Below are 20,567 nucleotides of genomic sequence, written 5' to 3' on the forward strand. Positions count from 1 at the left end.
GCATATCTGCACATCCAAAAAATCCTTATCTTAACCACACAAACCATTATAAATTTTACTGCTTATGAAAATTGCTATGCTTGGCTCGGGCTTTATAGCGCGTTTCTATGCCGATTCGCTGATTGGGCACCGCAGGCTGGATGTTCTGCACGCTGTGTACAGCAGGAATTTGGATAAAGCCAAACAATTTGCCAACGATTATAAACTCCCCATCTACAGCGACAATATGCACGAGGTGGTGAACCATCCCGAGGTGGATGTGGTCGTAATTTCGCTCCCAAACGATTTGCACCTTGCCGCTGTCGAGGCCTGCGCCAAAGCCGGTAAGCACGTGCTGTGTACCAAACCGCTCGGCCGTACCGCTGCCGAAGCCAAACAAATGCTGGATCTGGTAGAGCAGGCGGGCGTTATGGGCGGCTACCTGGAAGATCTGTGTTACACCCCCAAGTTTAACAAAAGTTTAGCCAGCGTAAAGGCGGGCGCATTGGGGCGCATACTTTGGGCCAAAAGCCGCGAGGCACACCCCGGCCCGCACAGCAACTGGTTTTGGGATAAGGAACAAAGCGGCGGCGGTTGCATTGTCGACCTCGGTTGCCACTGCATCGAAATTGCCCGCAGTTATATAGGTAAGGATATTCGCCCGGTTGAGGTGATGTGCTGGGCGGCCACGCAGGTGCACCCTATTGATGCCGAAGACAATGCCATAGGTATGGTGAAGTATGCCAACGGCGCTATAGGTCAGTTTGAGGTGAGCTGGTGTTTCCGCGGCGGTATGGACCTGCGCGACGAGGTGATGGGCACCGAGGGCACCATCTGGATAAACAATTTCCTGCGTACCGGCTTCGATATGTTTAGCACCGGCAAGGGCGGCGGTTACGTTGCCGAAAAGGCCGAGAGCAGCAGCGGCTGGCTTTTCCCCGTTGGCGACGAGGTGAACGAGCTGGGCTACAACCACATGTTTACCGATATGTTTGAGGCCATTGAGCAAAACCGACCGCCTGCCGAAACCTTCTACGACGGCTACGTGGTAAACGCCATAATCGACGCGGCCTACGCATCGGCCAAAAGCGGGGTGTGGGAACCCGTTAAACTGGACGATTGGCGCGGCAGCAACGATACCAAAATAGCCACCGAATTTGCCAATTACGATGAGCAGTATTACCTCATCAAAGAAGAGATCCTCCCCCACGGCGACCGCAAGCTGTTGTTGAAGGATAAGACGACGGGGGAGGTTGTGGTGAGGGATATGTAGGGAAGTCAAAAGTAAAAAGTAAAAAGTAAAAAATGCCGGTCGCTTTGTTATGTATGCATGAGACATGGTTTTGACTTTTTACTTTTGAATTTTCACTTTTGACTTAAACAGGGCGTTACCTTCGGCCCGGGCTTTACGCTCATATGCGCACAGGGCATTAGGCGCAAGGCTGGTATCCGCTTCACTCCCTAACGCGGGATTGTTCTTTTTCCTCCGCGTCGGCAAAACAGCTTCGGGCGAAAGCGGGCAGAACGATGGTGGCCTTGCGTGGCAGGGGCATAGGAAATTTTGCAGAAGCGAGGGCAAAGAGCGAACGCCAGTGGGGCAAAAGATTCCAGCCCGTGGTTCTGCCCGGTTTGCGGGGCAAAGGCCAGTGCGCAAAGAAGCCTTTTTGCCGACTTGATTTTTTGCTTCTTTTTCATCAAGGAAAAAGAAGAAGCACTCCGCGGCGATTGAGCGGGCCAATTAATAGTCGCACACTAAGCATGAGAAACCCCGAAATGAATTCGGCATGACGGGATGGAAACAAAGGACAAGCACCAATAAACGAATGAACCAGTGAACCAATAAACCAAATAAATGAACAGAAGAAATTTTATATACAGCAGTGGCATGCTGGCAGCGTTGTCCGCATCGCCGGCTTTGTCTGCATCTGTAATCGGACGGACAAAACCTGCCCGGGGCATTCAGCTTTATATGGTTAAAGAAGATATGGAGCGCGACCCTATTGGCACCCTTAAGCAACTGGGCGCATGGGGCTACACCCAAATAGAAAGCTACGGCAGTAATAAAGGCATATTTTGGGGCAAAACAAGTACCGAATTTAAGAAGATAGCGGCAGGCTACGGACTAACCTTGGTAAGCAGCCATTATAACCCCGGCACGCTGGATGAGTTTGACAAGCTGGCAGCGCAGTGTGAAGAAATTGGTATGAAGTATTTGATATGCCCCTGGTTAGGCCCGCAAAAATCTATAGAAACCTTTAAAACCTTTGCCGACGATTTTAACTCGCGCGGCAATATCTGCCGTAAGTATGGCCTAAGGTTTGGCTACCACCCGCACGATTACCCCTACAAACCGGTAGAGGGGCAGCTGCCTATTGATGTATTGTTAGCCGGAACTAATCCGGAAGTGGTAGATTTTCAGATGGATGTGTACTATGCCGTAACCGAGGGTGCCGACCCATACGCCTACATGAAAAAACATAAAGGCCGCTTTAAACTTGCCCACATGCGCGATGTGCTGAAGAAACGCCTCCCCGCCGGCAGTAAAGACGAATCGGCCTGCGATTTGGGCGAGGGGATCATCGATTTCAAGAAGTTTATTACCACCGGGCAGGATACCGGTATGCGCTACTTTTTTGTAGAGCAAAGCCGTTTCTATCACGAAACACCACTACAAAGCGCCAGGAAGAACGCCATGTATTTGAAGGAATTGAAGCTGGTGTAGACCATAAGTCAAAAGTAAAAATTCAAAAATAAAGCCTGTATGACAGGTTAGCATCATATAGGCTTTTTGAATTTTTACTTTTGAATTTTGCCTTTACAAAAGATAAATCTTAAAGAACTTTTTACCGTACTCGCCCCAATCCTTCATTACATTGGTAAGGGTGGTTTTAAGGCCGCTGTAGGTAACCACCTTCCCTTTGGCAGGCACCTTTAAAGCGGTTTCGGGTACCGGTGCATCTGTTACTTTAGTGGCAAACCAGGTAACGTTTTCGTGCGGAAGTGCAAGGCCCAATATCATACCCGGTAAACCTGTAAAAGATTCGGGGCCGGCAGATAGGGGGATCTCATCGCTGTAAAAGGCAACCACGTAAATGGAGTCCATTACAATGGCATTTGCACGGCGGCACATGTAACCGGCAATTTCGCGGGTTTCATCGGTTATCTTCCAGTTTATCTTGCGGGCGGTATCTTTCACCAAAAAGGTTTCTTCAAATACTTTTTTATGGGTAATGCTGAAGTTGGTATTCAGGTCGGTATAAATAGTGTTTATCTGTTGTGCCAGTGGCATATCGCTAAACCAGCTGTTTGATGGCGGTGCATCATCAGGGAGCGGTGCGTAAACAGTTTTATTGTTGCCAAAGGTTAAGGTGCTTTTAAGCACTTTAAATTGCGGGTTGCTTTTTTTGTACGCCTCAAATGCAGGGGTGTACCAGCTCTCGTTATCCTTGTTGATCACGCCTTTTATCACCCCGTACATGTTTACCCTTTTTTCGTACTCGATAGTGCCCGATGTGGTAAAATGCGCGTTTTGGGCAAATAAAGCACTGCCGCTAAACAGGCAGGTAAGTAATATTATTATATGCTTTTTCATTGCTTTATATTTCTTTTTTTGGTTAATGCCTTATTTATTTCTTTGCAGGTGCACCGCCACCCATTCCGCTAAAATCCCACACAACCGATAGCATATAATACCTGCGGATAGTAGTGTACCTGTTCTCGGTATACGATGTGCTTGATGCACTGCGCGTAAAGCCCGAGTTTTGGTTCAGTAAATCGTTGCCTCTTAATATCAGCTTTAAGCCCTCGCCCTTGAAAAACGCTTTGGTTATGCTGGCGTTAAGTATGGTTTGCCTAAAATCGGTACTGAACGATTGTGTTGCAGCCGTGTATTGGTATTGGCCATCGCTGCTTATCTGTATTTTACCGGGCAGGTAAAAGTTAATGTAGTAATCGGCACTAAAACCATAGCCGTTATTGTTTCTATCCGGTTGTAATGACGATTGGCCCACGGTGTAATTAGGGCCTCCGCTTATGTATATCGAGTATTTTTTCTCTTTATATTTTGATAAGCCTATTGTGCCCGAGTAGTTATTCGATTTTGTTTTGTTAAGCTCGTTATTTTGCATGCTGTAATAAATATTACCGCCGGTGTTTAACCTTCCGTTAATATTCATACCTATAAAGCTTAGCTTCCGGCTCAGGTCAAGCCCAAAGTTATAGTTAGATTGTCTTTGCCCGCTAAGGTTAACGGCTTGTATTGTGCTTTTACCTTCGTTATCGGTTACTACATTGCTAACAATGGGGTTGGTGGTAAAGTTATAGTTACCGTTTAACCAAACCGACTGATCGCTGATAACCTTGTACAAGTTATAGTAACCAAAAAAGCCATTGGTGAAAGATGGTTTCAGATCCGGGTTACCTAATACGATGTTGGTAGGGTCGGTGTTTACACGGATGGGTTGCAACTGATCAATAGTAGGCTGGGTTTGGTTACCATAGTACCCAATGTTTAACGAGCTGTAGGTAGAAAACTTGTACGAGTAATTAGCCTGCGGGCTCCAGTTGGTGAAGCTACGGCTAGCAGAGTTGCCGGATATTTCATCTTCCTGCTTATAATTTACATTGGTGATACGTGTACCGAAACGCAGGTTGCTTTTGCCTTTTTTATAGTTAAAGTTTAAACCACCCTGGTTTGATGTTTGGTTAAATATGTAGTGGTTACTAAAGGTAGTATCCAGCAAGGTATAATTAGGGTTACCAACGGTGCCCGTATTGTTAAACGAGCGCCTGTCGGCGTTGCTGTTGTTTAAGCCAAAACTGTAGTTTAATACAAGAGATAACGCTTTGGTAATAGGCTCGGTATAGGTTAAATTGGTGTTGAACCTGCTTGTTTTTGTGTTATCGGTTTTTAGCTGATCGGTGATCTGACTGGTTGCGGGCTGGCCTTGAAGACCGAACGTTTCCAGGTCTGAATTTAAGAAACCTCGCGCCTTGCTTTCGGTAGCGCCCGCGGTAACATTTAAAGATAACGTGCGACCTGTTTTCTTCAATTTTTTGGTAAGGAAGGCTGACGCGTTAAACAGTTGCTGATCTACCTTGTTGGTGAGGGTACGGTCGTTGGTATTTAACAGGGTGCTATCAAGGCGCCTGCTTTCTGCAATATAAGTGGTATGGGTGTCACTGTTTTTTAGCGTGCCATCTACCGATACCTTTAAGGTAGTAGTGGTGTCAAGCTTAACGGTATACGTAGCATCAAGCTTTTGCCTAAACATGGAGTTGTTAAATGTTTCGTCGCTTTTGGTATTGATAACCGTATTTGCAGTTGGGTCGGTAGGATCAGGCGGCAGGTTTTGTTGCGATTTATTGTTACGCGTACCATCAACCTCTAAATTACCAACCTTATAGTTGGTGTTTAAGGCATATTTGTCATTTTTCCATTTATCATCATAATGCACACCACCGGTGTTGGCAACCGGGATACCCTGCCCATCATATCTCCCGCTAAAGGAGTCGAGGCCACCATCTCTGCCGCCGCCATCAAAGTAGGCATTGCCATCATCATTAAACTGAATGCCATCGCCTGTACCCAGCTTGTTATTATCGTTCCAGCCTAAGCCGGTTTTACCTGTGTTGCCAAAGGTGCCGTATACGCTGAATTTCTTTTTGCCCTTAAATTTATTGTACAGGCCTTGTCCCTGGTAAAAACCATCGGTACCAATGCCGGCATCAATTTTACCAAAGTAACCGTTCTTTTTATCCTCTTTTAGCTTAATATTAATGGTTTTGGTTTTCTCGCCGTCATCAATACCGGTAAAGGTAGCCTGGTCGCTCTTTTTATCGTAAAGCTGTACCTTATCTACCATATCGCCACGAATGTTTTTGGTAACCAGGGTAGGGTCGTCACCAAAAAACTCTTCGCCATCAACCAATACCTTGTTTACGGTTTGGCCCTGCGCTGTAATTTTGCCGTCCTTATCAACCTGTATGCCGGGGAGTTGCTTAAGCAGGTCTTCTACCTTCGAATTGGGTTGAATAGTATAAGCTTTGGCATTAAACTCGGTAGTATCGCCTTTAATTTTTATAGCGGCTACGGTGCCTTTTATCAATACCTCTTTTAATAATCTCGATTTTAGGTTCATGTTGATGTTACCTAAATTGAGGGTAGTTTTGGTAGAATCTAAAGTGAAATGCTCTACATAATCGGCATAGCCGGGATAAGTTACTAGCAAAATAAACTTGCCTTTGTTAAGGTTTGCCATGCTAAACGAGCCATTAGTAGCGGCGCGGGTAAACTTGCGCAGGGTAGAATCTTTAGCGTTTAATATACTGATAGATGTATTGGCCAGCTTTATGTTGGCAACGCTATCAACAGAGTTACCTTTAACCAAATAAGAGGTTTGCGCAAGGGTAGAAAGAGAGCACAGGCAGAAAAATACCAGGGCCGTAATTGTGAATTTCATACTTAGGTTTTATGAGTAGCCAAGGTATAACTAAATACTTAGTAATAAAAAGTCGAGCTTGTTAAAAAATGTTAAATATGCCTTAAGACTGTTTAAGTAGCGTTATTGTTACGGAGATTTTAAAATTTTACCTGTGTATAAAATTTTCCCTTTGAGTGTAATAACACTTATATAAGTACCGGGCATAAGGCTTAGCGGGATAGTGTTTTCGAACCCATTGAACGTTTTGCTAAAGCTTAACTTGCCCATGACATCGTAAAGCTTAAATTCATAATCGTTTGATTCGCCGCTTAAAATAGTGAGCTGTGCACCCACCGGATTGGGGAACAGGGTGAACTGGTTGCTTTGTAAAAGTACGGCGCTTGCCAGGTCAGAGTAGATGCTGGTATCATCTGTTGTTGTAAGTTTTACCCGGTAATAATTAATGCCTTTTTTTGGCGAGCTATCTGTAAATTGATAATCCAAAGCGCTTGCCGTAATATTTGTTGTGCCCAGTGTAGCATATTGATCTGTACCGGTGAGTTTTTTCCAGGTTATGGTTTTTAAGTTTGATACACTACCTATCTGCAAGGAAAGCACAATCGTTTTATTATCCCTAACATCGGCTAAAAGTGTGCGCACATAACAGCCAACGCCCTGTGTGGTTACATCTATCGTATAACTTTTTACCCCTTCAAAACCGTTGCCTTGCGCGCTAACCGCATAATAGTTTGATGATTGCATTGCAGCGGGTATAATAACAGATGTATCGGCAGTTGTTGTTAGCTTTTGCAGCAGGTTATCTTTAATGCTGTATATCACATAGTCCGTTGCACCGGGTTGTGGGTTCCAATGCAATAAGGTACCGCTTGTACAATGATATCCAACCTGCAGTGTCAAAGGTTTGGATATGGTAAATTCCTTACTGACGACATCCTGACCGTTGATATGCATTTTTAGCATGGCAGGTGTAAACACATCAGGGGCAGTCCATTTATAACCATCGGCATTTAAGGTAACACCTGCGGCAAGTGGCTGCCAGTTATTCCCATGATCGTAGCTAACGCTTAAATCGCCCGTAGGTACATTAAAAGTGTTTTGCCAACGCAGGTAGTTATCTTCATTGGCTAAAATAATGTTCTTGCCCGCCGGGGATGTCCATTCAAATTGATCGGCAAGTTGATTTTGCCATGCAATATAAAAAGGTTGAGGGCCTTGTGTTACCCGGCTGCCTTTAATATTAACTGTATATACACCTGCCGGTGGGTTTTGCAAAGTTACCTGTTCGGTATTGTTAAGGGTATCGCGCTGCATTTTGGCGACTTTTAGTAAAGAATCTGCTGCGGGGTAGGTACTTAGCGTCCATGGTAGTAAGGTGGCACCAGCGGGTGTGGTGATAGATAGATCGAGATCATTAATTAACGCGTAAGGCGCATTTAGCTGTGCCGGTGCATCGATCCATGCTAACGAAACTTTTAGCAGCCTGCAGTTTGGCGGAACGGTTACCTGGTAGCTCGTTTGCATTTTATCGGCAACGGCGCCGGCTTTAAACCGGGCCTGAGTTATTGTTCTGGCAGCCTCTAAAGCGTTTAGTTTTCCGTAACCGGTTTTATAATCAACTGCCGGGTTGCCTATATCATCGGCAGAATTGATGAGCACACTTTTTATTAATGCTGCCGATGGGAGTTTATTATACTGTTTTTTATAAGCCTGCTGTAGCAGTGCAACGGTACCAGATGTTAACGCCGCGGCGCCCGAAGTGCCGTCTTCACCATCGGCAACCAGTTCTGGTTTAATACGGCCATCATAAGCCGGGCCTGCCGAGCTTAATGCTTCGGGTATATTTGTACGCCCTGTGCCGCCAATAACCAATACATTTTTGGCCTGCTTAAATGTTCCGGATAGGTTAGCCATGTTTGCAATGCCGCTATATACACCGGTTTCGGGAGTGTTTGTGCCGATATTACCGGACGAGAACACATGTACTATGGAGTCATTCTCATATACTTGCTTATCGTAGGCCTCGGCCTCAATGCCATAATAATTTTCGATGCCGGTACCGTATGAGTGGTTTTGAACGCTGATATTATAAGTTTTAAAAGCGGTAAGGGTGTCGGGTAATAACCTTGTAAAATCCGAAGAGGTAAACTTTACTGCAGGTGCAGCGCCACGGCCTTTTATAAACGAATTGCCGTTACCACCTATCAGGGTTGCCATAATGGTAGCATGGGCAGAGTTATTGTCGCTTGGCGTAACCGAGCTAAATGAACGGCCAAGCAGGTCAAGATCTTCCGCATCATAGTGCTCTTCTTTCACGCTTACATTTATACCACTGCCATTAATATCTGTATAGTTATCGGGTATGGCCGATATGTTGTTAGCGCCAAGGTCAAGGTCATCAATAACCAGTTCGGGATGGGGCTTACGGTCAAGGCTTGCAAAAGAAACATCGGTATGCTGTAGCAAAACAGGTAATTGCTTCAACTGCGTTTTAAACTTTATAATGTTGCCGTCTATAGAAATAATTTCCCCATATTTTTTTATTTCGGATAATGTACCGGCGTTCTGTTGTTTTAAAACTAAGCTGATAACCTTTGCGGCATTGGGGCGGCTTTGGTTTAAACGGACCAGGTTATCGTCGGCTTTCCATAACGCATTTGAAGGGGCTGCGCTAATTATATTATCTGTAGGGGTGATGTTGCCGCGCGATGCAACAATGTAGTAGTTATAAGATATTCTTTTTACCGGATGCAGGTTTTTAAAACTGCCGGGTGCAGGCTGTTTAAATTTAACAAGGTAGTATTTTATGCTGTCGCTTTTAACACCCGTAGCCACCGCTGCCGGGGTGTACATTTGTTTAATAGATTGATCGCTGATTGCTTTTTGGGCGTAGATTAAATTAGAGCCAAAAATAAAAAGAATAAAGCAGGCGATCTTTTTAATCATACTAATACAAAAGTTAAGGGGGAGCTGTTCAAACTCCCCCTTAAAAGTAAAACTACTTACTTAAATTAAAAACAATGATGAGGTTTAGTATAAATAATTAAGCGCGACTTTATCGTTAGTATTAAAAGTGCGGTCGCCACCGTTTGAGCAAGCTAACATCCATGAACCGGCATCAGCAGATGAAGGTGTACCCGGAATAAGGATAGCGCCAACATTTGAAGCACCTTCGTTATCAGCAGAACCACCACAGCTAAATGCACGGTTAAAGTAATCGGTATGACGGAAACCAATGCAATGGCCCATTTCATGTTGTAAAACCGAAGTTAAATAGTTTACATCAGGGTTAGTGCCGTAAGCCTGTGCATTGGTATTCATTTGGATCTGGCTGTAAGGGTTACCTTGTTTAGTTGGGAAACCAGAAGAGCCTAAAGTAATGTAACCACCGCTTGGGCCCTGGTTAAAGCCTACAATTTTAACTTGACCGCCACTGCTAACAAATTGAAATTTTAAGGTAAGGTTAAGGGCATTGTAACGGGCAATAGCGTTTTGTGTAGCTGTAGCATACACAGTTGGCAGGTTTGATATTGATACGGTTACAGTGCGTGGCAGGTTTTTTACTAAGTTGGTGGTTCGGTACTGCTCAGTTTCAGCAATACGAACATTAGGGCTGGTGCTCGCCTCTGTAAAGTTTTCTTCGGTTAGCAATATATCACCCTCTACCAGGTAACCATCACCAACTTTTCTTACCTGGTCTGTGCTAAAGCCCAGGTCTTTAATGTTTTTTAACACAGCCTCAGAAACATCACTTTTGGCTACGGGTGTTACGTTAGCATTGTTGTTGTTTTTGGTACAAGCAAATAAAACGGTTGCACCTAACACGGCGGTAATGCCGGTTTTAAATAATAATCTTGTTTTCATGTGTTTGAAAGTTGTTTAGTTTTTCGTTAAGTTATTTTGCAGCTGGCCAGCCTTATATATTTATACGAAACCCTAATTAGGAAAGTTGCATCGCTTTTAACAAATAATTAACAAATAGTGAATGTTAATTTATTACCCTGTAGAATAGGGAAACTTATTTATAGAAATGAAAAACATTGCCTATAGGGGGACAATGTTTAGCTTGTTTATTAATAAATATTAATTGTAAAGAAATGACAAATACACCCGTTAGATAGTATTGAGTGGTACGATCTAATAGTTAAACGGACTATCGAGCGATTTAAAATCGGGGAGCATTTGATCTTTAGGGGATAGCAGGGCGTCTTTTTCGGAAATGCCCCAGCCAATGGCCAGTTCGGGATCGTTCCATACCACGCCTACTTCCGAATCTTTATCATAGTAGGCGCTCACCTTATAAGTAAATATGGTATTGTCTTGCAGGCTAACAAAACCGTGCAAACAGCCGGGAGGTACCCATAACTGTAATCTGTTTGCGGCAGAAAGCTCAATAGCCAAATGCCTGCCGTAAGTAGGCGAACCTTTACGGATATCAACAGCAATATCCATTACGGCACCCTGCAATACCCTAACCAGCTTGCCCTGTTCAAAGGGTGCTTTTTGGGCATGCAGTCCCCTTACCGTATTTTTATGGGAAAGAGATTGGTTATCCTGAACAAAATCTACATCAATGCCGGCCTCAAGGCAGGTTCTTTTGCTATAGCTCTCAAAAAAATGGCCTCTGTCATCGCCGAAAACTTTGGGTTCAAACAGTAATATGCCGGGAATAGTTGTTTCGGTAATGGTCATTATTCAACGGTTTTCATTAAAGTATTAAACAATACAAAACGCTCGTTAAACTGCGCCTGGTGTAATTCCTGATGCTTAAACAAGTGTTTAGTATAGTACTCTTGAAAATCCTCAATGGTATCCGCATTAAATTGTACGCAATAAGTAATGCCATCATTGGGCGAATCTACAATGGTTAACAAGCGGTACGAGCTAAAGCAACCGGTAGCCATAACGGCCGGGATGTGTACATTTTTCATCCAGTCAAGCCATTCCTGTTCAACAGTATCATCTAAAATTACGGTATCGTTATATACAATCATGGCGCAAAAATAGTAAAATGATTTTTGGATTGTGCAGGTTGATTTTATGATTTCCTTTTAGGTGTAGATAGTAGGTATTTAGATAGTAGTATTCATTGCCGTTGGCTTCAGCCAACGAATAATGCAGGAGCTTAGTGGCTTCAGCCAAATTGCGAATATTTCGGCTAAAGCCGGATGAGCGCGTTTTACATCCGTCCCATAAATGGGACGGCAATGAATTGAGAGGATTAACCAATCAACTAACTCGCATCATTCTTATCGCCCCTTAACAGCCTAAACCGTTTACGGGCATCGTTTATCCAGAGGCTGCCAGGGTAATCGGTTATGATTTTTTGGTAATAAGTTTTGGCGATGGCGGCATCATTGAGTTTGGTTTCGTAAATATCGCCAAGCATAAATACGGCGTCATCTGCCCAAAGGTCATCGGCATGGTTCTCGGCTATTTTCTTTAACACCACAACAGCATCTGTGAAGGCCTTTTGCTGTATCAGGATGCGGGCTTTCGCCATTAGTATATCAGCCACAAGCGCATTGCCCGGGTATTTTTTGTCAATACTATCCAGCGTAAGCATGGCTTTGGCGGGCTGCTCGGCAAATATAAGCAGATCGGCTCTTGAGTATATTTTAAGGGCCTTGCCACTGCTATCGGCACTCAAATTATCAGATATCAGTAACGACAGGTTAAGTGCGTCGTTGGCTATTAATTGCGTGGTTGCCGCTTTTAAAATATCCAACTGGCGGCGTGCCCAGTTAAAATCGCCGGTGTAGTAGGCTAATTTGGCATTGCGTAAAAGCGCGTCCTGGCCAATGGTAGTGTTGGGGTTATCTTTTTCTACCTGGCTGTACAATAAAGTAGCATCCCAGGGTTGATTGTTGAGCAGGTAAATATCACCCAGGTCTAGCTTGCAGGCGGCAAGCAGGGCGGGCCTTACACCTTGTATAGCTATGGCACTTTCCAGTAAGGTTTGCGCCTCTTTTAATTTATGCAGTTTAAAGGCCTGCAAGTTAGCCAGTTTCTGCATAGCGAACACAGTGCCCCGGTTGCGGCCAATCTGGTCCAGCAGGTCGTTATAATCCTTCTCCAACCCAAGCAGGTCGGCCTGCACATACTGGCCCGAGGTTATCTTCAGGTTTTTGGTATTAATGAGCTCTATTTTGGCCGATATATAGTTTTGGTTTTCCTTATCCCCTTTGTTAATAATGTACTCGTAACCACGTATAGCGGCGTCATAAGCGCCATTGGTTACCAGCGTATTGCATAGTTCAAACACACTTGTGCCATCATCATTTTGCCGGCGGCTTAATGCCAATGCCTGGTTAAGCGCCATATCAAACTCTTTTTGTTGTAGATATTGCCAGGTAAGCAGGTTAGGATAAATGATCTGCTGCGGGTCTTTTTGGATCCGTTTAAGCAAGGCTGTTTTAAGCATATCATAATCTTCCGGCCCTTCATATATGCTGGAAAGCGTGCTTTCGGCCTGGCTTATAAATACAGGATTAGTGGGTAAAAAGTTCAGATATTCTTCGGTAAGGGCGGCCTTATCGCGCTTGTAACGGTAAAGCGTTATCAGCTCAAAAGCAAAGGCGGCATCGTTATGGAGTAATTTACGGCCCTGCAAAAATATCTTTATAGCGTAATCGGCATTGGCATTCTGGTAAAACTGTGATGCAATGCCTGCTATGGCGTTTTGGTCGGCAGGCATGTTTTTGATCAGGTCGTTGTACAGGGACTCTGCTTTAGCGGTATTTCCCTGTTGGGTGTATACCGATCCCAGCGCGATAATGTACTCATTGTTGCCCGGGTATTTGCGCAGCATTTTTTTGGTGATGCTTTCTGCATCATCATACTTTTTAAAGCTTACAAGGGTGCTAAAATATTGTTGGTAATAAGTTTCGTTATCCTGCTTAAACAGCTTCTGGTAAATATCGAGCGCCTTCTGCTGCTCGCCGTTTGCAGCATACTGGCGGGCCAGTAACAGGTCGTTATTTTGGGCGAAAAGCCTTGTGCTGCAAAAAAATAAAATTAGCGCTAATACATACAGTGGCTTCATTCTTTTTTATATTTTAGCTTGCGATGGTTTATATTATATGTAACGTTACAAGCGGGTAAAATTGTAGTGACATTTGTATTAAGCTAACTAAATTAACTAATTTGACCTCTGTTAACAATTAGAATAAACCAATGCTGGATCGTTTAAGATCATTTTTCTTTGTTGCTGTTATACTTCTTTTTTGCGCTTGTAAACAAAATGAGGTAAGGCAAATACCTGTGAGTGACTTTTTTAAGACGCCCGAAAAAAGCATGTTCAAAATATCGCCTGATGGTAAATATATATCCTATTTAAAGCCTTATAAAGATAAACAAAATATATACATCAGATCGTTGGTTACAGGCGTCGAGCAAATGGCAACCACATTTATCGATTACTCGGTACGTGATTATACCTGGACATTTAATAATCAAATTGTGTTTACACAGGATATTATAGCTGTAGATGAGTTTAGGATATACACCCTGGATGTTGCTACCCTTAAGTTTAAAAGCCTGGTTAATTTAGATAAGGCCCGCATACGTATACTAAACCGCAACCGCCTGCAGCCCGATGTTATAACTGTGGCCATGAACAAGCGCGACCCGGTTAATTTTGATGTATACCGTTTAAATGTAAAAACCGGCGAACTAAAGCCTTACCTGATAAACCCGGGCAACATCACTAAGTGGTACCCCGATGCTGATGGTAGCATCCGCCTGGTAAAAGTATCTGACGGGGTAAATGAAACCATTATGTATCGTACAAATGACAAAAGCTCATTTAAGCCGATCATTAAAAATAACTTTAACGATAGGGTAGAGCCCGTTGCCTTTACAGGGGAGGGCAGTAATTTTTACGCGTTATCAAACGTTAACCGCGACAAAACCGCCCTCATAGAAATAAGCGCTGAAACCGGTAAAGAGGTGAAAGTAGTTTACGCCAGCGATAAAGCAGATATACTGGATGTAAATTATTCAAAAGTAAAACGCCGTTTAGAGTTGGTAGCGTGGGAAGAAGCCAAACCTCAAAAGCATTTTTTAGATGCTGATGTTAAAAAGATGTACGACAACCTGTCGGGCAAAATTAAGGGCGACCAAATAGATATTGTTGACCGCGACAGTGCCGAGAATAAATTTATAATTGTTAGCTCGACCGATAAAAACCCCGGTTCGTATTACCTGTATGAGCGCAGCAGTGATAAATTAACCAAACTGGCCGATATTAACCCGGGAACAAAATCCGAAGAGCTTTGCGATATGCAGCCGGTTTCTTTTAAAGCCGGTGATGGCACGGCGATAAATGGTTATTTAACCATCCCAAAAGGCAAAGAGAAAAGGAATTTACCCGTTGTAGTGATGCCGCACGATGGTATATGGGGCCGCAATTCATGGGGATATGATGCCGAGGTGCAGTTTTTGGCTAACCGGGGATATGCAGTGTTCCAGGTAAACTTCCGTGGTTCGGCAGGGTATGGTAAAGCATTTAGAACTGCCGGCTTTAAGCAAGTAGGCGGTAAAATACAACAGGATATTACCGATGGTGTAAAATGGCTCATCGCAAACAAAATAGCCAACCCTAAAAAAATAGCCATTTTTGGTGGTAGCTTTGGTGGGTTCTCGGCTTTGTACGGGGTATCTTTCCACCCCGAGCTGTATAACTGCGCGATAGTAAAATACGGGCTAATTAACTTTTTTACTTATTTAAAAGATGTGCCGCCGTTTGTTAAACCATACTTAAAAATGACCTACGAAATGGTTGGTAACCCCGAAACAGATGCTGACCAGTTGAGGGCCATATCACCTGTTTTTCATACTGATAAGATAAAAAGCCCGTTATTAATATTTCAGGGAGCGAAAGACCCGCGTGCTAATATCAGCGAGCTTAACCAGTTTGTACGCGAACTTAAAAAGCGTAATGTGCCGGTAACTTATCGCTTAAAGGAAAACGAGCGAGCTTTTTTTAGAAGCGAGCATAACCGTATGGAAATGTATACCGAGATAGATACCTTCCTGAGTGCTAATATGCAGGTTAAACCTTAGCCTGTTATGCAAGCGCAGAAAAATATATATCGTAAAAATTTTTCGCTGATAACCGCTTTCCTGGTGCTGATAACCGTAAGCCTTGTTATAGCGGTTATCATATCATACAATTTAACCGCTAAATATGTAGAGAACGAGTTTGCATCTAAAAAGATAGAAGTGCTTGATCAAACTACTAAGCCTTATAACGATTTCTTTCAGCTTAAAATACCCGAGATAACTTCCTACCAGGGGTTCCTGGATTCAACGTCAGCGGCAAATTATTCGGTTACCGTTTTTAAAAGCTATCCTTTTGTGCGCAGGGTTTTGTTTTACGATATGCAAATTGGCAACCCCGCGTCAAAATTAAGTCCTACCTATAACAAGGGGATATCTGTAAAAGCCATTTATGAGTATAAGTTAAAACATGGCAAAGTACAAGGCGTAAAAAATATGACTTGGGCAAACGGTGATGATTTTAGGGAAATGGCGCTAAAGCTGAGCAATTTTATCAGCGTTGCAGATACCACAAGATTACCAACCCAAGACGATATATTCCGTACGTTTTATAATGTTACTCCCGATAAGATAAGCTACCTGAATATTCCCCGCCGGGAGGATATCAGGATCTATAAGTCGTTGCTGAAAAATGGAGATGTTAAAGCGTTTTACAAGCAAAACATGATGACCTTTTTGCTGGATGCCCATCAGCTAAAAGTAAAAAATACCCATCCCGAACTATACCAGCAGGTTACCATACAGCCCGTTGTGTACGATCCCCTTGATGTAGAGGGCGGCCGTAAAGTGACCGAGGCAGCATTAACGGGAGCCTTCTCTAACTATAAACTGTATTTCATATCTACAAACGAACACCTTAACCATGAGATTGACCGCCGGTTTTTGCCGATAGGGGCCATAGTGCTGCTCATTTACTTTTTTTTAGTGCTCATAAGCTGGCTGATTTATCGTAACCTAAACGTCAACCTAAAGGTGTTTAAACTGCAGTACGATTTTATAAACAACTTTACTCACGAGTTTAAAACACCGGTTAGCGTTATAAAAATTGCAGGCTCAAATCTTAAAGGGGATGCGGAACTTAGCGAACGCCAGCGCCGGCATTATGGTAAAATACTTGATGAAGAGGCTGATAAACTAAACGACCTGATGAATAAGCTGCTGTCGTTTACGCAACTGGAAAATAAATCGATAACGGTTAAGCGCGAGGAAATAAACCTGCAGCAATTTGTTAAGGGGTATATTGATACTTTTAAAATTAAGTATCCTGATTTTAACCTTACTTATAATATTGGGAACGTAAGCAGGTTTTACAGCGACCCGGTACTGCTGGGCAGCATATTCCAAAACCTGATGGAAAATGCTTACAAGTACTCGCACCCCGGTAAAAAGGAATTATTTATAAATATAAAGCCCGAAAAACGCAATATTGTATTTTCATTTGCAGATAAAGGGATAGGTATGGCCCGGTATGAACAAGGCGATGTGTTTAAAAAATTTTACCGGATAGAGAATAAATACAACCAAAATGGCAGCGTTGGCCTTGGCCTTGCTTTTTGTAAAGAACTGGTTAACTTTATGGACGGCGAAATAAGTGTTACCAGCAAGGTAAATGAAGGTTCAACGTTTATTGTTACTTTACCTTTAGAGAATTAGGAGATGGATAGCCCTTACAGGGCAAAAATATAACGAGGGTGTATTCTACAAAGCGGTTGTCCTTATGGGGAAATAAAACAGAGTAAAATATATAAGATTGTAAGAATATAAGAAAAACAAGTAATGCTCCGTAGGAGCTACCGCTTTGTAGATAAAACAAAAACATAATTCATTTGCTCCGTAGGTGCAAAACATATTGATTAAGACAATGAATAAAGAAATTAAAATAGCACTGGTTGAAGACGATGAGAACCTTAGGTTTTTAGTATCCGAGCGACTGCAAAGTGAAGGATATAAAGTTTTAGAGAGTGGCAACGGCGAAGAAGCCGAAAGCATGATACTGGCCGAACAGCCTGATATTGTACTGCTGGACTGGATGCTGCCCGGTAAACAGGGATCTGAAGTTTGCAGTAAACTGCGCGAAAAAGGTTTTGATAAATTGGTTATTATGATGACCGCCAAAGCGCAGGATGTAGACAAGATAGGTGCCTATAACTTCGGCGTGTCTGACTACATTACCAAGCCATTTAATATGGATGTTTTGGTGGCGATGATAGACAGCAAGATCAAATTCTCGCTGAATAATGAGAAAACCGAATCGCACAAGTTTGGCAATATGGAGCATTTGCCCAATACGCACCTGCTGATACGCGATGGCCGCAAAACAGAACTTACCATATTAGAGAACCGTATTTTGCTCTACTTCCTTAAAAACAAAAACAAGGTTATAAACCGCGAAGAACTAATGATGGAAGTTTGGGGTTACAACGCCGATGTAAACACCCGCACGCTTGATATGCATATTGTACGCTTGCGCAAAAAGATAGAGAACAACCCCGATTCGCCAACCTATTTACAAACGGTTAGGGGTATAGGGTATAAGTTTGTTTATTAAAACCTAAATGTGTTATTGCGAGCGATAGCGTGGCAATCTCGTAGCCTCACCCTGCCCTCTCCAAAGGAGAGGACTTAGGTGAGGCTTCAGCAATGACATGGTTTTTATATGCCCTCGTCACTACAAAATCCCCAAAGAAATTCTTTTCTTCGGCAATCTCATAATCATACCCGTTAAACTGCTTTGCCACATCCGGCAAATGCCATGACTCTACACCGCATAATATCTTAAAAAACAGCAGCATGCTTTTTAGCATAGTGTACTGCCACCATTTACCCGTTAACTGGAAATCGGTATAAAGCCACATTCCTGCGGGCTTTAATGTTTTATGGATCTGGTTAAATATCCCGGGCAGGGTTTCTTCTGTAAAATTATCAAACAGGAAAGGCGTTATCACTACATCAAAACCTGCCGGCAAATTAGTTTGTTCCATTGCCTGGTTAATGTAGGTTACTTTATTTTGGCCGGTGTTTCTTTTTTGGGAAAGCACCATCATTTTTGCCGAGATCTCTACATAGGTAATCCTTAAGCCCGATGGATGGAATTTGGTTATCTCTTCCAGTATCCAGCCTGTTCCACCACCTATAATAAGGATGTTACTGTTTGCGGGGATCTGCGGCAGCAGGTAAATTTGGGCGTTAATTAATGCCCTGCCGAAAACTAACCGCGAAAGGCTATCATAAAAGGAGGCCGAGTTGTCATAGTTACCCGCCATAACCATCGCCAAAAACAAAACCGAAACCAATCAATATCACATATTGCAGGATCAGTACGCCATCCAGATAAAAGAAATAGTAGTACTCATCCCTTTCCCATTTTGATTTGAATATCAGCCAGCCCATTAATATGGCGGTTGCAGTAAGCGCGAAAAAGTCAACGTTAAAGCCATTATTCCTGAGGAGGAATAAGAGTACGATATAACCCGCAAGCAGGAACTGGCAAAACAGGTAGGCATTTTTTTCGCCCCAGGCAACAGGGATGGTTTTTAAGCCGGCCTGCCGGTCGCTAAACAGGTCGCGGATGTCAAAAGGGATAGCAAGGGCGAATATCAGTAAAAAGCGTTTCGCTATCATGATGGTTACATCCCGCATAGCTATATCGGTGAGGTGCAGGTCTTGTGCTTCCAGCACGGGCAGGAGTACAGTGCTTAAGGTCCACACCAGGGTAATTAGAAAGGTTTTTAAACCGGGGATATTTCGCAGGCCAAACTTTTGATCGCCAAGGGTAAACAGCGGCAGGCTGTAACAAAATGAAAGTATAGACAGGAATACCAGTAGTATCCGCGATTCCATCGACAGCAAGAAAAACAAGGGGATAAGCGATAGCAGGGAAATGAGCGTGAAGGTGACCATTAATCTGTAATGGGCAAAAAACCAGCGTACACGTTTATAGGGTGATTTGTCTGGATGTTTGGGTTTACTAAGCAGAATGCTGAAATTGTAAATGCCCAGCGTAGAGGTAAATAATAAACCCATAACGGTATAAACAGGTTTAGAATCAATTAAACGAAAGGTGACCAATGCCTGCGCCACCGCGCATAACGACATGAAGATGTTACTGAAAAGCAAAAAATCAAATGCATTGCGGAATAGTTTCTTCATCGTTTGGTGGATGACCGGCTCGCAGATATATTAAGCTTTTAATAGTGGGTCTGCCGCGGCTTTTAGTGTAAATATCGTAATCTCTGGCAATATTCCAACCCTGCCTTTAAAACCAGCAAAGCCATAACCTACGTTCACATAAATTTGCTGGTGCTTTTCGCGATATAAACCGGCCCACTCCGAGTAAACATATTCAATAGGGCTCCATTGAAACTCTTTAGTGCGTATGCCAAATTGTAAACCATGTGTATGGCCTGCAAACACAGCGTCTATCTGCGGATATTTGGGTAGTACTTCGGCCCGCCAATGCGATGGGTCATGCGATAGAAGCAATTTCACCGGCAGGTCGTCGGTGTTTTTTATAGCCTCTTCCATTTTTCCGTATTTTGGGAAACGACTCATTTCGCCCCAGTTGCCTATGCCTAAAATTCCAATTTCCTGTCCATCAACTTTTAATCGCCGGTTCTCATCTATCAGTATATCCCAACCCATATTTTTATGGGTGGCTATAATATCCGCGTTGTTTTTTTGTTTTGCGGCAAGCGATGGCCATTTGCCGTAATCACCGTAATCGTGATTGCCCAATATAGAATAAACACCCAGCGGGGCTTTTACTTTGGCAAAAATATCCTGGTAATCTCTCATCTCCCAGGCTGCGCCGTTAACCAGGTCGCCGGTAAAAAAGGTTACATCGGGCTTTTCCCGCTGCAGCATATCTACCCCACCTTTAACCGCGGTTTTGTTATAAAACCCGCCCGAATGGATGTCTGAGATCTGCCCCACCTTCATGCCATCAAAAGCTTTTGGCAAATTGGGCAGATAAAGGTCAACATATCTTACATGATAATCGTAACAGCCCTTACTCATGCTTAACTTTATAGCCACAAGCGGAACAATGCCCGAAAGCAGCCCGGCTTTCATCAAAAACTCCGAGCG

At 43.3% G+C, this 20,567-nt stretch carries 16 protein-coding genes; 5 read left to right on the plus strand and 11 right to left on the minus strand.

What is annotated here, in order from left to right:
* The first annotated feature begins 64 nt into the window (after positions 1-64).
* Positions 65-1,252, plus strand: a complete 1,188-nt coding sequence (locus JWQ85_RS15365; protein WP_299469507.1) for a Gfo/Idh/MocA family oxidoreductase — start codon at positions 65-67, stop codon at positions 1,250-1,252.
* A gap of 188 nt (positions 1,253-1,440) precedes the next feature.
* On the opposite strand, the gene JWQ85_RS15370 is transcribed toward JWQ85_RS15365, so the two are convergent.
* Complete coding sequence (locus tag JWQ85_RS15370; RefSeq protein WP_299469509.1) at positions 1,441-1,674, minus strand: hypothetical protein; 234 nt, start codon at positions 1,672-1,674, stop codon at positions 1,441-1,443.
* A 157-nt stretch (positions 1,675-1,831) separates the two neighbouring features.
* Here JWQ85_RS15370 and JWQ85_RS15375 point away from each other — a divergent pair, with 157 nt between their 5' ends.
* Positions 1,832-2,701, plus strand: coding sequence for a sugar phosphate isomerase/epimerase (locus JWQ85_RS15375; RefSeq protein ID WP_299469511.1), 870 nt, complete (start codon positions 1,832-1,834; stop codon positions 2,699-2,701).
* 93 nt (positions 2,702-2,794) lie between these two features.
* On the opposite strand, the gene JWQ85_RS15380 is transcribed toward JWQ85_RS15375, so the two are convergent.
* From JWQ85_RS15380 to JWQ85_RS15410, 7 genes are all read right to left on the minus strand, one after another.
* On the minus strand, positions 2,795-3,571 hold the full coding sequence (locus JWQ85_RS15380) for a GLPGLI family protein (protein ID WP_299469513.1): 777 nt from the start codon (positions 3,569-3,571) through the stop codon (positions 2,795-2,797).
* 34 nt (positions 3,572-3,605) lie between these two features.
* Positions 3,606-6,440, minus strand: a complete 2,835-nt coding sequence (locus JWQ85_RS15385; RefSeq protein ID WP_299469515.1) for an outer membrane beta-barrel protein — start codon at positions 6,438-6,440, stop codon at positions 3,606-3,608.
* Positions 6,441-6,548: 108 nt separating this feature from the next.
* Complete coding sequence (locus tag JWQ85_RS15390) at positions 6,549-9,365, minus strand: S8 family peptidase (protein ID WP_299469517.1); 2,817 nt, start codon at positions 9,363-9,365, stop codon at positions 6,549-6,551.
* Between the two features lie 84 nt (positions 9,366-9,449).
* Positions 9,450-10,283 (minus strand): M57 family metalloprotease, encoded by an 834-nt coding sequence (locus JWQ85_RS15395; protein WP_299469519.1) that lies wholly within the window; start codon positions 10,281-10,283, stop codon positions 9,450-9,452.
* Between the two features lie 273 nt (positions 10,284-10,556).
* Positions 10,557-11,111, minus strand: coding sequence for a dTDP-4-dehydrorhamnose 3,5-epimerase (rfbC, locus tag JWQ85_RS15400; protein ID WP_299469521.1), 555 nt, complete (start codon positions 11,109-11,111; stop codon positions 10,557-10,559).
* Positions 11,111-11,413: a DUF4286 family protein gene (locus JWQ85_RS15405; RefSeq protein WP_299469523.1), complete on the minus strand. Its 303-nt coding sequence runs from the start codon at positions 11,411-11,413 to the stop codon at positions 11,111-11,113. The genes rfbC and JWQ85_RS15405 overlap by 1 nt, the downstream gene beginning before the upstream one ends.
* Before the next feature lie 239 nt (positions 11,414-11,652).
* Positions 11,653-13,464: a tetratricopeptide repeat protein gene (locus JWQ85_RS15410; RefSeq protein WP_299469525.1), complete on the minus strand. Its 1,812-nt coding sequence runs from the start codon at positions 13,462-13,464 to the stop codon at positions 11,653-11,655.
* A gap of 251 nt (positions 13,465-13,715) precedes the next feature.
* Between JWQ85_RS15410 and JWQ85_RS15415 the strand changes: the two genes are divergently transcribed.
* The 3 genes from JWQ85_RS15415 to JWQ85_RS15425 all read left to right on the plus strand — a co-directional run bounded on the left by JWQ85_RS15415 (position 13,716) and on the right by JWQ85_RS15425 (position 18,030).
* The gene (locus JWQ85_RS15415) at positions 13,716-15,485 is read left to right on the plus strand and encodes a prolyl oligopeptidase family serine peptidase (protein WP_299469527.1); all 1,770 of its coding nucleotides are present in this window, start codon (positions 13,716-13,718) and stop codon (positions 15,483-15,485) included.
* Between the two features lie 6 nt (positions 15,486-15,491).
* Positions 15,492-17,135 (plus strand): HAMP domain-containing sensor histidine kinase, encoded by a 1,644-nt coding sequence (locus JWQ85_RS15420; RefSeq protein WP_299469529.1) that lies wholly within the window; start codon positions 15,492-15,494, stop codon positions 17,133-17,135.
* Between the two features lie 208 nt (positions 17,136-17,343).
* The gene (locus tag JWQ85_RS15425; RefSeq protein WP_299469531.1) at positions 17,344-18,030 is read left to right on the plus strand and encodes a response regulator transcription factor; all 687 of its coding nucleotides are present in this window, start codon (positions 17,344-17,346) and stop codon (positions 18,028-18,030) included.
* Positions 18,031-18,076: 46 nt separating this feature from the next.
* Here the strand turns inward: JWQ85_RS15425 and JWQ85_RS15430 are convergent, their stop codons facing one another.
* The 3 genes from JWQ85_RS15430 to JWQ85_RS15440 all read right to left on the minus strand — a co-directional run.
* Entirely contained in the window at positions 18,077-18,745 is a 669-nt protein-coding gene (locus JWQ85_RS15430) for a class I SAM-dependent methyltransferase (protein WP_299469533.1), read from the minus strand.
* Entirely contained in the window at positions 18,735-19,631 is an 897-nt protein-coding gene (locus JWQ85_RS15435) for a UbiA family prenyltransferase (protein WP_299469535.1), read from the minus strand. Before JWQ85_RS15435 ends, JWQ85_RS15430 begins: the two co-directional genes overlap by 11 nt.
* Positions 19,632-19,661: 30 nt before the next feature.
* On the minus strand, positions 19,662-20,567 hold a 906-nt coding region (locus JWQ85_RS15440), incomplete at its 5' end, for a metallophosphoesterase (protein WP_299469537.1).

It is taken from the genome of Mucilaginibacter sp. (genome assembly GCF_028288105.1).
Classification (GTDB): domain Bacteria; phylum Bacteroidota; class Bacteroidia; order Sphingobacteriales; family Sphingobacteriaceae; genus Mucilaginibacter.

Coding starts and splice junctions, on each gene's coding strand:
- JWQ85_RS15365 (WP_299469507.1), top strand. CDS start 65: ATGAAAATTGCTATGCTTGGCTCGGGCTTTATAGCGCGTTTCTATGCC.
- JWQ85_RS15370 (WP_299469509.1), bottom strand. CDS start 1,674: ATGAAAAAGAAGCAAAAAATCAAGTCGGCAAAAAGGCTTCTTTGCGCA.
- JWQ85_RS15375 (WP_299469511.1), top strand. CDS start 1,832: ATGAACAGAAGAAATTTTATATACAGCAGTGGCATGCTGGCAGCGTTG.
- JWQ85_RS15380 (WP_299469513.1), bottom strand. CDS start 3,571: ATGAAAAAGCATATAATAATATTACTTACCTGCCTGTTTAGCGGCAGT.
- JWQ85_RS15385 (WP_299469515.1), bottom strand. CDS start 6,440: ATGAAATTCACAATTACGGCCCTGGTATTTTTCTGCCTGTGCTCTCTT.
- JWQ85_RS15390 (WP_299469517.1), bottom strand. CDS start 9,365: ATGATTAAAAAGATCGCCTGCTTTATTCTTTTTATTTTTGGCTCTAAT.
- JWQ85_RS15395 (WP_299469519.1), bottom strand. CDS start 10,283: ATGAAAACAAGATTATTATTTAAAACCGGCATTACCGCCGTGTTAGGT.
- rfbC (WP_299469521.1), bottom strand. CDS start 11,111: ATGACCATTACCGAAACAACTATTCCCGGCATATTACTGTTTGAACCC.
- JWQ85_RS15405 (WP_299469523.1), bottom strand. CDS start 11,413: ATGATTGTATATAACGATACCGTAATTTTAGATGATACTGTTGAACAG.
- JWQ85_RS15410 (WP_299469525.1), bottom strand. CDS start 13,464: ATGAAGCCACTGTATGTATTAGCGCTAATTTTATTTTTTTGCAGCACA.
- JWQ85_RS15415 (WP_299469527.1), top strand. CDS start 13,716: ATGTTCAAAATATCGCCTGATGGTAAATATATATCCTATTTAAAGCCT.
- JWQ85_RS15420 (WP_299469529.1), top strand. CDS start 15,492: ATGCAAGCGCAGAAAAATATATATCGTAAAAATTTTTCGCTGATAACC.
- JWQ85_RS15425 (WP_299469531.1), top strand. CDS start 17,344: ATGAATAAAGAAATTAAAATAGCACTGGTTGAAGACGATGAGAACCTT.
- JWQ85_RS15430 (WP_299469533.1), bottom strand. CDS start 18,745: ATGGCGGGTAACTATGACAACTCGGCCTCCTTTTATGATAGCCTTTCG.
- JWQ85_RS15435 (WP_299469535.1), bottom strand. CDS start 19,631: ATGAAGAAACTATTCCGCAATGCATTTGATTTTTTGCTTTTCAGTAAC.